11 protein-coding genes, 1 tRNA gene and 2 pseudogenes are annotated in these 14743 nt (G+C 35.4%); 4 read left to right on the forward strand and 10 right to left on the reverse strand.

All coding sequences use genetic code 11. From position 1 onward, the window contains the following. The first annotated feature begins 46 nt into the window (after window positions 1-46). Both AB6N09_RS03500 and AB6N09_RS03505 read left to right on the forward strand, forming a co-directional pair. Window positions 47-887: pseudogene (locus AB6N09_RS03500) on the forward strand (ParA family protein). After that, entirely contained in the window at window positions 884-1741 is an 858-nt protein-coding gene (locus tag AB6N09_RS03505; protein ID WP_411131560.1) for a ParB/RepB/Spo0J family partition protein, read from the forward strand. The pseudogene AB6N09_RS03500 and the gene AB6N09_RS03505 overlap by 4 nt, the downstream one beginning before the upstream one ends. A gap of 654 nt (window positions 1742-2395) precedes the next feature. Here AB6N09_RS03505 and AB6N09_RS03510 read toward each other — a convergent pair. From AB6N09_RS03510 to AB6N09_RS03550, 9 genes are all read right to left on the reverse strand, one after another. Further along, complete coding sequence (locus AB6N09_RS03510) at window positions 2396-2974, reverse strand: P44/Msp2 family outer membrane protein (RefSeq protein WP_411131561.1); 579 nt, start codon at window positions 2972-2974, stop codon at window positions 2396-2398. Window positions 2975-2994: 20 nt separating this feature from the next. Further along, a complete protein-coding gene (locus AB6N09_RS03515; protein WP_411131562.1) occupies window positions 2995-3267 on the reverse strand; it encodes a hypothetical protein in 273 nt (90 codons plus the stop codon). A gap of 117 nt (window positions 3268-3384) precedes the next feature. Continuing rightward, complete coding sequence (locus AB6N09_RS03520) at window positions 3385-5391, reverse strand: type IV secretory system conjugative DNA transfer family protein (protein WP_411131563.1); 2007 nt, start codon at window positions 5389-5391, stop codon at window positions 3385-3387. Window positions 5392-5419: 28 nt separating this feature from the next. Next, entirely contained in the window at window positions 5420-6412 is a 993-nt protein-coding gene (gene virB11 / locus AB6N09_RS03525; protein WP_411131564.1) for a P-type DNA transfer ATPase VirB11, read from the reverse strand. A gap of 1 nt (window position 6413) precedes the next feature. Further along, a complete protein-coding gene (locus AB6N09_RS03530) occupies window positions 6414-7874 on the reverse strand; it encodes a TraB/TrbI/VirB10 family type IV secretion system protein (protein ID WP_411131565.1) in 1461 nt (486 codons plus the stop codon). A 16-nt stretch (window positions 7875-7890) separates the two neighbouring features. Beyond that, on the reverse strand, window positions 7891-8697 hold the full coding sequence (virB9, locus tag AB6N09_RS03535) for a P-type conjugative transfer protein VirB9 (protein WP_411131571.1): 807 nt from the start codon (window positions 8695-8697) through the stop codon (window positions 7891-7893). Then, entirely contained in the window at window positions 8684-9364 is a 681-nt protein-coding gene (locus AB6N09_RS03540; protein ID WP_411131566.1) for a VirB8 family type IV secretion system protein, read from the reverse strand. The genes virB9 and AB6N09_RS03540 overlap by 14 nt, the downstream gene beginning before the upstream one ends. A 71-nt stretch (window positions 9365-9435) precedes the next feature. Continuing rightward, complete coding sequence (locus AB6N09_RS03545; protein ID WP_411131572.1) at window positions 9436-10518, reverse strand: GTP cyclohydrolase II; 1083 nt, start codon at window positions 10516-10518, stop codon at window positions 9436-9438. Window positions 10519-10548: 30 nt separating this feature from the next. Then, window positions 10549-10636: transfer RNA gene (locus AB6N09_RS03550), tRNA-Leu, on the reverse strand. A 300-nt stretch (window positions 10637-10936) separates the two neighbouring features. Between AB6N09_RS03550 and AB6N09_RS03555 the strand changes: the two genes are divergently transcribed. Further along, window positions 10937-12190 carry a metallophosphoesterase gene (locus AB6N09_RS03555; RefSeq protein WP_411131567.1) on the forward strand — a complete coding sequence of 418 codons (1254 nt, stop codon included), beginning with the start codon at window positions 10937-10939 and terminating at the stop codon, window positions 12188-12190. Between the two features lie 634 nt (window positions 12191-12824). Here the strand turns inward: AB6N09_RS03555 and dnaA are convergent. After that, on the reverse strand, window positions 12825-14207 hold the full coding sequence (gene dnaA, locus AB6N09_RS03560) for a chromosomal replication initiator protein DnaA (protein ID WP_411131568.1): 1383 nt from the start codon (window positions 14205-14207) through the stop codon (window positions 12825-12827). Window positions 14208-14641: 434 nt separating this feature from the next. Here dnaA and AB6N09_RS03565 point away from each other — a divergent pair. Beyond that, window positions 14642-14743 (forward strand): annotated as a pseudogene (locus AB6N09_RS03565) (IS110 family transposase); the annotation flags it as partial.

A 14743-nucleotide genomic window follows, 5' to 3' on the forward strand; every position in this document is an offset into this window, starting at 1 on the left:
TCTAGCATATATACAATAGAATTATTTTGTACGTAAGATAAAAGGCGTGAGCAAGATTATTGCAATAGTAAACCAAAAGGGTGGAGTTGGTAAAACTACAACTAGTATAAACTTATCGACGGCCTTTGCTGCTGTAGGAAAAAGTACTTTATTGGTAGATCTTGACCCTCAAGGAAATGCTAGCACCGGGCTTGGGATTTCTTATCGTAGCAGGGAAGAAAAAACATATATAAAATATTACTAAGCAGCGAAAATAAACTGATAGGATCAGCAATTTTCGACATAAAGGAAATTCCAAATTTGTCGCTAATTTCGTCAGTGGTTGATTTATCAGCTGCAGAAATCGAATTATCACAGCTTGAACGAGGGAATTTGTTCTAAAAAGCGCATTAGAAAAAATACGTGATAATTATGAGTACATAATTATTGATTGCCCTCCATCACTTGGTTTGCTCACCATTAATGCCTTGACCGCTACTGATTCTATTATTGTTCCTCTTCAGTGTGAATTTTTTGCTCTGGAGGGACTGAGTCATCTAGTTAAAACTGTGGAGCTAATAAAAAGGAATAACTTAAACCCTTGCCTGGTAATAGAAGGGATATTGCTCACAATGTATGACAAGCGCAACAAGCTTAGCGAACAGGTTAAAAATGACATTTGTCAGTATTTAAATGACAAAGTGTATAAAACTATTATTCCGCTATATGAGACCATCATTCCGCGTAATGTAAGATTATCGGAAGCACCTTCCTATGGCAAACCTGCTATTGTATACGATCTTAAATGCCCTGGCGCACAAGCGTATATAAGTTTAGCCAAGGAAATTTTGAGGAAGCATGCAAGCAGCTGCCAAGAGAAGAAGCTGGTGAGCGAGGGTATAGTATGAAAGATGATAGGCGCCTAGGTAGAGGTCTTGCTGGTCTTATAGGTGATAATTATGATAATAAAAAAGATCGGCAAGAATATTTATCTATTTCACTACTGCACCCAAGCAAATTCCAGACACGAAAGCACTTTGATGAAGAATCACTAAAAGAACTCGCAAGTTCAATAGAGAAAAATGGTATTATACAGCCCATCGTAGTGCGAAAAGACTCAAATAATGACGGTTATGAAATAATAGCTGGGGAACGTCGTTGGCGAGCAAGCAAGATTGCAAACCTCGATAGTGTGCCAGTCATTGTAAAAGGTTTGAACGACAATTGGTGCTTGGAATTATCCATTATTGAGAACATACAAAGGCAAGATATAAATCCAATAGAAGAAGGTGAAGCATACAAAAAACTGATAGATGAGTTTTCTTATACACATGAAGAACTAGCCTCAACTGTAGGCAAAAGCCGCATTCACATAACCAATATAACTCGGATGTTGTTGCTTCCTGGCAGTGTGAAAAAAATGATCAATGAAAAAAAATTGTCTATGGGCAATGCAAGAGCATTGATTAATGTTGAAAACGCAGAAAGCATTGCAGAGAAGATAATTTCCCAAGGCTTGAACGTTAGACAAACTGAGAAATTGATAAAAGACTTACATCAAAGTAGTGATAAAAAAGAACAAAAATATACTCAAAATCAGGATATAGCAGCAATAGAGGGCGCTATATCTTCTCAGCTTGGCTTAAAGATCAAAATTAATGACAACAATTCGAAGGGTAAAGTTATGATACTGTATAATAACCCAAATGAATTGGATTTAATATTAAAGATTTTGAATAGAAAGCTTGAGAGCTGCCAGTAGAGCGAAAAGATAATTAACTATTGGCATCATCCAAGCAGCTAACGTAGAAACAAAAAAACTACTTGACAACCTTCGCCGGTTCCATCAATATAAGGTTGAAGCTATTATTTATCTTCAGTCTGTGCAGATTAAATGGCAAAAAACTTAGCATATTTGGTGTCTCATGTTTAATTTTTCGCACTATGTGCACTGCATGTCTTTATAAAACTTCTGGTTTTTTATCTATATAAGCTGAAACGCGCTTATAAGTCGTTTAAGACATTAAAAACGCCAATGTTATAAGATAGATAGTGAATAACTAGCTACTCAGGGTTTTTTTTTGCTTTTTTTTCTACCTAGTGAGTTTCTTAGCACTTAAGCTAAGGGTCTGTTGCAGTTTAAAAGTCGCTAAATTGGAGCGTTTAGGATAAAGAAACGCCAACATTTCGACATAAAAGTAAATAACTAGCTACCACAGGGCTTCTTTTGTCTTTTTTTCTCGTTTGGTAAATTTCTTAAATATTTATAGCTGAAGTAACACCCTGGTTGGCTTTGTTGCGTAGCTAGCTATGCAACAAAGTCCATTAGGATCCATGCTTCTTTTTCTCCTGAATTCCAGCGTGTAACGTTGGAACGAAACCAAAGGCTTATTTTCTCTTCAAAGAGCAACATGCCTTAAGATTTACTATCAAAATGGAAAGTAAGACCAGCTTCTAGACCGTGTGTAGCAAATAATCCACTGCCTATCTTTATGTTCTCTGTTATTTTTTCGTCACCACTTTTTGAGTGTGCACTCTTATCCAATACATCCTTTCCACTTTCCTTTTTTACTTGCCCTAACTCTTCTGCTTTTAGCTTATGATCCTTACCAAAGGCACCAAAATGTCTATATCCAACATGCATATTTACACTTTCATTTATGGAATAATCAAGACCATTTTTTAATTGATATGCGGGTCTTATTGACGCCTCTCCAAATATCTTCATCCTTGTTAAACCGACCACAGCTCCAACATAAGGCGAAAAAGAGAAACTGTCATTCTTCAAATGACAGTAGGCATTGGCCATCACAGATGTGTTGTCAATTTGGTCATTATCGACTTCAGCGGTATACACATAAGTTCTCTTGTAACTGCCTGTACCAATATCTTTGAGATACGATACACTCATTTGATTGCCTTCTAATCCGACATTATCGGCTTTTACAGAAGAATGCATCGCTTCTAATTCATCTCTATAGCTGTTGTTACCCAATTCTCCTTCATAACCAAACGCTACACCTTCAGCAAAAGGTGGATTATAGTCTCTTTGTATTCACTTGGTTTTTGACCTTTTGTTTTCCCCACAATATATGTTTCATTTATAGTGAAATTTCTATCTTTTTCAGCTTCCTTCGCTTTTTGCTCTACTTTCAGCGAACCTATGCTGTTAAAAAACTGACCATAGTATCCACCACCGAAGTAGAATCCTTCCGTTTCGCTTGCAAAAGACTGTTGTGACAACAATAAAGCAAATGCTGTAACTGCTAATGTTTTTTTATTACTCATTTTACTACTCCCCTAACTTAAAGTAGATAATTTAATACTAATTAATTAAAAATGGCTTAAAGTGAAAAGCTTAATGATTTGCATAACTTGTTTTCTGAGCCAAAAAAATAGGCAAAATTAACCTTTATCTTCGGCTTTGTTGTCATTTTTTAATTTGTCGTCAATATCTTCATCATCAAATTCATCCTCTTCGTCATCAAACCCGTCATCTTCTTCATCTTCAAACTTGTCGTCAACATATTCATCATCAAGATCTTTCTTTTTAAGCTCATCGTTAATCTCTGATTCATCATATACTGCATTTTCAGTTTGAGCTTCAACAGGATAATCAGCAGCGCTAGGCCCTGCGATAGCATTATTTTCTTCTTTACTAACTTTATCCTCGTTAGTAGCAGAAAAAACTTTATTTGGATCATATGGCTCTTGTGTAGGCACACGGGTTGGCTTGAGTAGCTTTTTTGTGAAGGTGCTATCACTGTAGTATAAAATTTTCTTTGATTTAATTGGATAAGTCGATTCTATTAAAATTATCTGCTCATCACGTGGCAACATAATAATCTCTTGAGGCAGCAGCAACGCTCTCTGTATCTCAGAGATATGCAATGACCTCGAAGCAGGATTCAAATCTAAAAATTTAGGTTTATTCAATGATTCTTGTTGTACAGTTTTGTTCCCTATAAGTTGCGATATTAAATTAGCCGTCTCAATGTTATTAGCTGCAAAAGTTATCCTATATGTTGAGTTTGATAAAAATGAGTTCATCCCTGCTTCTTCGTATATTCCTTTGAGCTGTTCAGTATCTTGAACAATTAAGAACAATCTGACTCTGTAACCACGAAAATATGCAATACCTATTTGAAATTGCTCCATTTTTCCAAGTGTTGGAAACTCGTCCATCAAAAACAATACACCATAAGGCTCATCATCCGACGGCAATTTTCTACACAAAAACTCAGTCGCTTGCTGGTAGAAAACCTGCATTAAAGGCCTTAACCTGTTTAAGTTATCTGGAGTTAAACCAACATAAACTGTAACTTTCTTCTTTTTAAAATCTAAAATATTAAAGTCACTTGTCGCCGTTGCAGTATCAATCAACGGGTTTGCCCACAATTCAAGCGACGAGTTCATAGTTGAGACAACACCTGATCTCTCCTTGTCAGCTTTCTGCAAAAAAGCTGCAATGTTCATATACGCCACAGGGTGTATTATTTTACCCATCGTATCCAAAACAACAGCAAGGTTGTAAACCACGTCATCGCTACGCATAGTGCGCACAACTTCACCAAAAGATTTAACTTTCTCCGGTGCAGCAAGTAGGTATAATACTACTCCAACAAATAAGCTTCTTGCTTCATTTTGCCAAAAGTCTTGTTCAGGCATGATTAAGTTGGCTATTTTCTGTACATCGTCAACCATCTGTCCAGGTTTTTCGCTAATCCACTCCAATGGATTATAACAGTGGCTTACTCCATCTGGCTGTGCTGGATTCCACACATATACTTTCTGCCCCTGTCGTTCTCGCCAACCACTTGTTATTTCATAGTTTTCTAACTTTATGTCATGTACAATTACTGAGTCAGTCCAAAATAATAAATTAGGAATCACAAAGCCAACACCTTTACCAGAGCCTGTAGGAGCAAACAGCAATGCATGTTGAAACCCATCAGCAATAAAGTAGCCTCTTTTATCTTTACCAAGCAATAACCCTTTTTTGCTTCTTAACCCGGCTTTTCTTATGTCTTTTTCTGATGCCCACTTTGAATCTCCGTGTAGTGATTCTTTCTTTTTAAATGGCCGCCACTCAACTATCCTTTCCCTTAAATTCCACAAAATAATCATCAAAACAACGATAGGCAGCGCAGAAGATACAATCAACTTAATTTTGATCTCAAAGCTATACAATTCTGGATGATGCCAACAATATTGTATATGATCAAAAATTGTTGGCCAAAGAGCTTGAGGAAAAGGCGTCAAGCTAGGGTTAATTGCTTTAAAATCCACGCCATCTGGACCATTAACAAATAGGTAAAACAATACACCAGATAAATAGAAGCAAAATTCTAGTACACTGGAAGCTACAACTCCTCCTATCAAAATATTGCGTAGATGATTTCCATTACTCATAAACTACTTTTTCTAATTATGTATAAATTTAAGCATTTCCATCCGATGATCTAGTAAATAATATTTCAGAAATGCTTCTTTTTCCCCCACTGGTTCTTTTTAGTTGAATAACAATATCGATTACATTTCTGATGTATGGTATGATCTGATCTGGGGGAATGCCAAGATTCGCTTGCATTACCATCAGTTTTATTTGCTCAAGGGCCATTGCTGGACTATCCGCATGAAGGGTTGATATTGATCCTGGATGACCAGTGTTTATTGCCCTAAGAAAGCTAAAAGCTTCCGCTCCACGGAGCTCACCAACTATTATTCTATCTGGTCTTAAACGTAAACATGCTTCTATCAAATCCTGAGTGGTCACTTTGGCCCTGCCTTGCCCTCCTTTAGAGGCAATCAAATGCACTCTATTTGGATGATCGTTCAAAACGATTTCCCTCGCATCCTCAACAGTAATAATTCTTTCTTCGGCTGGAATGACACGTAAAGTTGCATTAGTAAAAGTAGTTTTACCGGTAGAAGTTCCACCACTGATTATAATGTTTTTTTTATTTATTACAGCGTATTCTAAAAACTCTCTTATTCTTCTTTGCTTTAATAGTGAATCCAGGTAACGGTCCACTGGATCATCAGTTACCTCTATAACAGTTTCAGAAAAAGCCCCCATCTTTTCATAATCATTCAATGCTAATTGTATGGTAGAAGGTTTACGAATTGACATGACTACTTTATCAGGCTCACATGCTGGTGGAAATACTATCTGTATACGATAACCATTTGGTAATGTAGCTGAAAGCAGCGGTGTTTCTTCGCTCAGTTTTTGTTCTGTGGCTTGAGCAATCAGTCTGCTAAGAGATTTTAAATGGTTAAGGTCAAATATCTCTAATTTTTCACACCTTATTTTACCATGATTTTCAATCCATACTTCCTTTGGCTTATTTATTGATATTTCATTTACGCCTTCCTCTTGAAAGATGCCTTGTAATGGCTCTAAATATGTATCAAGTGCAGCATAGTTCATTTTACTGGTTTAATATTGCCTGTGGAGGAAATACTATATCTTGGTTAACAAATACTTTCAACGCAGTGCCTTGATCGACATAAACAGTTGGTTTTTTATCTGTAGATCTATTGACTATATCTCGCATATCTTTAGAAAAATCACTGATTGATTTGCTAATTGCTTCTTCATAGACAGACTTGTTTTTTCTTAGAAACTGTTGTAGAAGTTGATTTAAGTTTTCTAGGTTTATATTTATCTTACTTTCCTCAATTCCTAGTGCCTTTGCCATTTCCTCTTTCATTATCTTCAGCAAATCTTGCTCATTTTTAGCATTCTTAATTCTGCCAATAGCTCCAAGACCCAATTTCCATTTTTCACTAGGTACCTCCTCTTCTGGTTTAATAACGTCTTTGAGTGAATAAAAATCTATTGTGGTTGCAGTGATAGATTTCACCGCATCAATAATAGTTAGCGCATCAACAAGATTAGAAGCCTTTTGTCCTATAACAGCTGACCCAATCGAAACGCCTGCAAGCAATATTGAAGAAAACAATGCACTTGCTATTTTATTATCAACTATGCCAGCTACTCCTGCTCTACCAAGCTCATCGGTACCAGGTGATGAAATAGCAATATCTATTCCATGAGGAAGAATGATCCTATTCCAGTTCATATTTATGCGAGCTCTTGCAACATTCGAGTCAAATGAATAGCCACCTATCAATCTTGAACCTCTGGGTATTAAAACTGTATCACCAGTCTCTGCATAAACATTACTACTAACCACAGCACGTAGCGTTCCTTGCAGATCAGAATTTATTGCAGTTTCAAGAACAGCATCAATAATTTTACCTTGAGTAATCATAAACCCAAGTTTCCCCACTTTGGTAGCTACACTCGGCTGTACTGAAGTGTTCGATAAAACTGCATCAGCAGCCTTGTCTTCTTTACCACCACCTGAAATTGCTAACATCTGTGCACCACGTCTGTCTCTAGGATAACTACTACCACCTATTTTAGGAAACGAGGTTGGTAAATTGCTGGCAATATTGCTATGATGGAAGTTTTCCTTTGGCAAAACAGGTATATTTGGCATGGGCGTTTCTCTTGGTTTTGCTTCTTCTTTTTTTACCACTTCTTCCTTTTTAGTCTGTTTTACTTCCGGTATAATTTGCGGTGTAGGAAGAGGAGGTAAAGATGGCAGATCAGTTATTATCCTTTCATAAACCATTGTATTATCTGGAACTTGTTCCAATTTTCCTTTCAATTCTTGAACATTTTGCTTCGTTTCTTCCTTTCTAAGGACTTCCACATCCTCTTCATTAGAAGAAGGACTAAAATAGAGATAATATATCCCGCCAACTAGAAGCACTAAAATAACAACCATTAATGCTCTATGGCCTTGATTAGAGCCAACTGTTACTACCTTGCTCTCTATTTCTGACTCATTTTCCGAATTGTTACGCTTTTCTTTACTCATGTTACATGTACCACAGCTAAAGTGACCTATTTATAATTTCAATTTCATTATTCTCATAACGCATGAACAACTTCTTATGCACCCCTTTTATTATAACATAACCATCAAATAACAGTCTTTTACAAGGTAATTTAGTTTTATCTTCTTCTGTAAAAATCTGAGGTATTTTGTTACTGTCCCTAAATTTAAAATAGGTTAAATAGCCATCGTCAAATAGCTCAATTGGTATTATATCAGTGTTAACACCTTCATCGATATATGTATAATTGTACTTCGTATCATTTACCTGTATTACTCCTTCTGGCTTGTCTATAACATATTGCATTTGAGTAGGCGTTGATACTTCATCTAAATCAACATCAAATTCATCTTCCTCTTGAGGGTAATAAAAACGTATTACATAAGATATATCTTTTTCAGCAGAGTAATCGTGACTTATTTTCTCAGTATTAGTATCTGGATATTTATCGTAGTTTGGTCTTGAGATTAAATCAAAAATGTAATTTCTTTTTTTGGTTGTTGTAATAATCATGTTAGTGCGGCTACTAACTTCAAACGGCATAATAAGTAATTTATTGTCATAAGGGCTAATTTTCCAACTTGACGCATCACCAACAGCAATGTTTTTGACTTTTTCTCCCTCTGCAAATTCAATATAAGAATAGTAACCTTGACTAAAAACAACTGTGAATATTTCGTTAGGACTATACACAAAAGTTTTTATTCTGCTATCTACAGAAATAGGCTTATTGTAATTAACTGCTGCACTTAAACTGCTATTTATCAGTAAAGCTAAAGCTAACAATATTCTACACATATTCATCATCTACCCTATAAGAAGTAACCTGAAATCCTAATGGATTAACGTATCTTTGCTGATCATTCATTTCAAGTGATGCGTACTTGTACGACATGATGACTATCTTGTTTTTTCTTACAGAGCTTCCATCTTTTCGTGTAAATTCCACAGTAAACCTCACCTGAAAGGTATCATCATACAATCTCTGAATTGAGCGAATCTTAAACTCACTTTTAACAAAACCTGAATATAAATTGAAAAGATCATCCATGTTCTGTGAGCTTATATAATTTCTAAATTCATTATATACATTGGTTGAAGAAAATAACCTCACCTTTGTGTAATAGTTATAATTGTAGTTATATTGATCAAAAACCTCTCTTGCCTTTATATATTCTGCAATAAAATGATTGTTTAGTACTTTATCTGCGGAATATTGTTTTACTGTAACAGTATCAACCAATTGTACTATTCCAGATTTTTTTTCAATTTCTATAACAAATGGTTCAATAGTGCTACTTGTACTAATTTTAAATATAGCCAATATGCTTACAGAAATTGCTACTAATAATATTAATGTAAATAAAAGTAAAGTATTTCTCTGAGCAACAACTGTGCTATAACGACTCGAACTCCAATTTATATCCTTATCCAACGACTCATTATTTTTCTGTTTGAAAAGCCTTAGCATCTTAATTTTCTAAAAACCTTAACCAATATTAACGAACATAGTAAATCAACAAAGTAGTTACAACAGAAAAGCTAAAAAAACCTTAACTTGTGGCCTAGCTTGCCAAATTTTGTCTCCATATATGAACCATTATACTGATTACGCTCCATAATAAGTGGTAAACACCTTGTAACCTCTATACCACTGTTTTTCAACTCTGATAACTTTCTACCGTTATTTGTAAGTAATTGAACTTTTTTAACGCCTAATTTCTTGAGCATTTCAGCCGCAACGGTAAAATCCCTTTCATCATCTTCAAAACCCAATATTCTATTTGCATCCACAGTATCAAGATTATATTTTCTCTGCATATCATACGCCCTTAACTTATTAGTTAAACCAATGCCCCTACCATCCTGCATAAGGTATAATATAATGCCACAGCTAGAGTCAGCCATTATTTGGATTGCTTGATGTAATTGGCTTCTACAATCGCACGATAAGCTGTCTAATAAGTCGCCTGTATAGCATGAAGAGTGAATCCTCACTAATGTGTCACCATCTTCATTTGGATTACCAATAATAATTGCATAATGTTCCCTCCCGTCACCTTTGGTTCTATAAGATATGATATTTACTTCTTGAGTCTGCTTCAAGAATAATGATGTTTTGCACACTTCATATAAACCCTGGTCTCGTTGAAAATCGTTTATGAATGATGTGTCCAGCGCAATGACGTCATTTTTCTCACACCAGTCTCGCATCTCATTCTTATCTTTAAAAGTCATATCGATTACTAACGCGTATGGCAATAATTCTGAGAATTTAAGCAAAGTAGTAGCACATTTATCTATCATCTTTGAACGCTGCAACTCTTTTGTGCTATCCTCTGTTGAACAGTTTACTAAATAAAGTAGCTCATCAAAGTTGTTTATCGGTAAGCGTTTGCTGCCATTTTCCTCATTTTGGAACGTATACTGCACCTTACTTGAAGTTAAAGTGATACATAGATTGTCTGATATGAGCTTATACTGATCAAATGAATCCCTCTCTAAAGTTTCAGCAGCAGCAAACAATAGATAATTACTTTCATCATATATTACAATTGGTAGACCACGCCGGATTTCACCAATGGCCCTCTCTACTTTATTTTTACTTTGATTTCCTATTAACATTTTACCTACATCAAATAACGACAAGAAGTTTGGTGCGGCCGAGAAGACTTGAACTTCCAAGGCCTTATGAGCCACAGCGACCTCAACGCTGCGTGTCTACCAATTCCACCACGACCGCACTTTATTCTAGTTTTTATATAATTATTTTAAATTACTTAATCATTTTAGGATCCTTCATCCAAAGTGTCAATCTGATACTAGGATAATTTATAAATTGTCTGTATAATTCTGTTATGAATAGATCTCTTGCACTATGGTAAGGAATTTTTAGGAGACACACAGAATACTTGGAAAAGCACAAGCAAGTTTTGACACAAAATCAGAAAGAAGATTATGTAAGAGGTCTAATTTTGTGATTATAAACTTCAATTATTTAAGATGATTGTGTCGCTAATTTTAAGCTCAGGTTTTTATATAAATGAGTATAGCTAATATCTTTATTTTCTTGACCTTATCTCTTATAACCAGCTTTTATTCTGTTCATGCACAGATATTATACACATGGTCTCAAGCTATTCCGGAAAATAAATTAAGCGTACGTGCAATCATAGACAATGATACTTGTCCCATTGTTGATGTCGACGGTGAGGAAATGGAAATGCTAAGTCGCAGCTCAATTAACAATGGTGATCACACCGAAACAGTTTGTGAACTGACAGTAGAAACGAGTGCTGAAAACATTAGTATTGACAATATACAGGTTCACATACTACCAGAAAAGATTAGCAAAATTGCTTTTATTGGTGATACAGGCTGCAGAATAAATGCATTATTTCAACAGGAATGTAATTCGGTAGATAGTTGGCCTTTAAAAAAAAACTTAGATTCTATTGCCTCTCATAAACCTGACCTAATTATCCACGTTGGCGATTATCATTACAGAAAAACAAAATGTAGAAATGAACAAAAGTGCGGTAATATTCATGGGTACAATAAAGAAGCCTGGTACGCTGATTGGTTCGAGCCTGCAAAGGATATTCTATCACAATCTTCTTTTCTCTTTGTCAGGGGAAACCACGAAAGTTGTGACAGGGCTCATGAAGGATGGTTTAGATATCTAGATCCATACCCATTTTCATCTGAGAAATGTGAAAATTTCGTCCCTAGTTGGTCTTTAGACATTGGCCCAATGAGATTTTTTATCTTCGACTCTTCGTCTGGTGAAGATATTTTCACAACTCAAAGTACAATTGATGCTTTTGAAAAGCAATTTAACAAACTAACACAAGATAGTTTTAACAAACCCACGTGGTTTTTAACTCACAAACCGCTTTGGAGATCTCCAAAAAAAGAACTTTTGACATTAAGAAGTTATGGCAATCTCACACAAATTGAAGCTTTTGGGGATAAATTTCCAAGCAATGTCACTACCATATTTTCCGGCCACATTCATATAGCTCAGATCTTATTAATGGCTAATGTTCCAGACCAGATTATAGTCGGAAACGGTGGTGCACTACTACACGCTCAGGATCAGGAACCTACTTATCAAAATGTAGAATTTAGTTACTCAAACGGCAAAAATTACTTAGCACATGAAGTTAGAAACTTTTTTGGCTTTGGTTTTGCAATATTAAACTTAGATGATCACGAATTTACTTTCTATAATCAAGATAATGAGGAAATGTATTCTACAAAGCTAACGAAAGACTTTGAGCTTAAGGTAGATTAAAGTTACGATTTTAGGTAAATAACAAACACTAAACTTCTTGAATCTAAAAGGCAATTATTCTTGGCGTTTTTTGTGTGCTCTTAAATTGCCTTAGCTATAAATATAAGAAATTTACTAAATAGAGAAAAAGGCAAAAAAAGCCCTGACCATTGTCTATTTTCAGTATTGGAATTCTTTAAGGTCCTAAACGCTCCAATTTAGCGACTTTTAAACTGCAAAAGACCCTTAGCTTAAGTGCTAAGAAACTCACTAGGCAGAAAAAAAAGACAAAAGAACCCAGTGGTAGATTGTTCTCACTCTATAATCCTGCAAACCGGCGTACTATACTGTCTTAAACAACTTATAAGCGCGTTTCAGCTTGTATAGGGAAAAACCTAGAAGTCTAGGTAAAATTAATAAAGATATAAGGTGCACATAGTGCAAAAAATTAAACATAAGACGCCAACCTTAATACTCTTGTCGTTTAATCTGCACAGATGAAGATAACTGAATACCTCCAATTCCATGATAATAGAGCTGGCGAAAGTTGTCAAGTAGTTTTTTTTGTTTCTATATGTCTAGCATGCTACTAAAAACTATGCGAGTGGTCTATTGCCGCCCCAGCGCTAAACATAAGGACTGTGTAACCTAACCTCTACTTAAACATTTTCCTTAATTGATTAATTTCATCAGCAAAATTTGAGTCGGTTTTTATAAAATTTTCTATTTGTTTTACTGCATGTATAACAGTAGCATGATCTCTGCCACCAAAGCTTCTTCCAATATCTGGCAGGCTTTTTTGTGTGAATTTCTTAGCAAAATACATAGCTATTTGTCTTGGTCTTACAAGACCGCGAAGCCTTTTATTGGAGTGCATATCTGCAACTTTTATATTAAAAAACTCAGCTATTTTCCTTTGTATTTCTGCTATTGTAATTGACTTATGATTTGACCTAAGAAGATCTGCTAAAGTTTCACTGGCCGACTCTACTGTCATACTCCTCCCAATCAACGAAGTATGGGCAACTTTATTCAATGCTCCTTCCAATTCTCTTATATTAGATTTTATGTTCCTCGCTAAAAACTCCAGAACATCATCTGGAACATACATACTCATTTGTTCCACTTTTGCCTGCAATATACCAAGTCTTAATTCGAAAGTTGTTTCGTTAATATCCGCCACCAACCCCCAACCAAGCCGCGATTTTATTCTTTCCTCTACTCCATCAAGATCGCTAGGGGATCTATCAGCCGATATAACCAATTGTTTATTTTGGTCTATTAGCGCATTAAAGGTGTGAAAAAATTCTTCCTGCGTGCTATCTTTACCACTGATAAATTGCACATCATCTACCATCAATACATCTACTGACCTAAATTGCTCTTTAAACAACATAATATCCTTACTTCGTAGTGCTGTAATATATTGGTACATGAACTTCTCTGCTGATAAATATGCTACTTTTCTTTTCACCGATGGAGCATTGACTATGTGCCAAGCTATAGCGTGCATCAGATGTGTTTTACCAAGCCCCACTCCACCATATAGAAACAGAGGGTTGCTTCCCGGTATTGGATCTATAGACTCTGCCACACGCTTTGCAGCTGTAAATGCTAATTCATTTGGCTTGCCTACCACAAAATTATCAAAGGTAAACCTTGGATCCAGCGGTGAACCAAGACTATGATTACTTTCCTCTCTACTTTTTGATATAGTATTAGGATTTGGATTCTTTTCCTCAATTACTTGAATATCAATAGAACGTATACTTTCATCCTCATTCTGCCATAATGATAGTATTTTTTCCATGTAGTGAACCGTAATCCACTCCTTTATAAATCTTGTTGGCAGAGACAACAAAACTTCTCCATTGCTACTACTGACAAATCTAAGCGAACTTAGCCAGCTGTTATACGTTGCCTCTCCATAAAGATTATAAAGGCAATTTTGGATTTTTTCCCAAGCAATATTGTGATCTGTTACTGTAACAATTTGGTCAAAAAACATAGTAGAAACCTCAGGGTTAATCAAGCTCATATATTACACCAAGAAAAAAGCAATAATTAGAAAAACACAAGATAATCAATAGCTTGCTGCAAAGTGAAAAGCTAATACTACTTAATACACACTAAAAATTATGGTGATTTTTGATGAGTTGTAAAGGGTATAAAATCACTAAAATTGATCATTTTTCTTCCAACAAATGAAACCTCGCTTGCGTTAAGGATTAGCAGCGTGCTAAAAAATTGTAAGTTAAAAACGTGATATAAAAGAGATAAGAGAGAAAGATAACCATACTCACTATAGGAATAGAGTTATCATGGGCGTGTGCGACCGAGAAAAAAATTGGTATTACAACCGTTCTTATCAAGGTACACTAGCCCTATCTCTCGATACGTTTGAATAGTTGTTTGGGACGTATATATGCACCCGTTTACAATCTTAAATTAACAAAACTATCGAGGTTTATTATGGTTACATCTTATCAAAATTTTATTGGCATTGACATCGGAAAATTTAAAAATGTCGTTGCAATTCACAAACAGGAGAATGCTGTCGAATTTGATAATAAT

The organism is Wolbachia endosymbiont of Tettigetta isshikii (assembly GCF_041154185.1).
GTDB lineage: Bacteria > Pseudomonadota > Alphaproteobacteria > Rickettsiales > Anaplasmataceae > Wolbachia.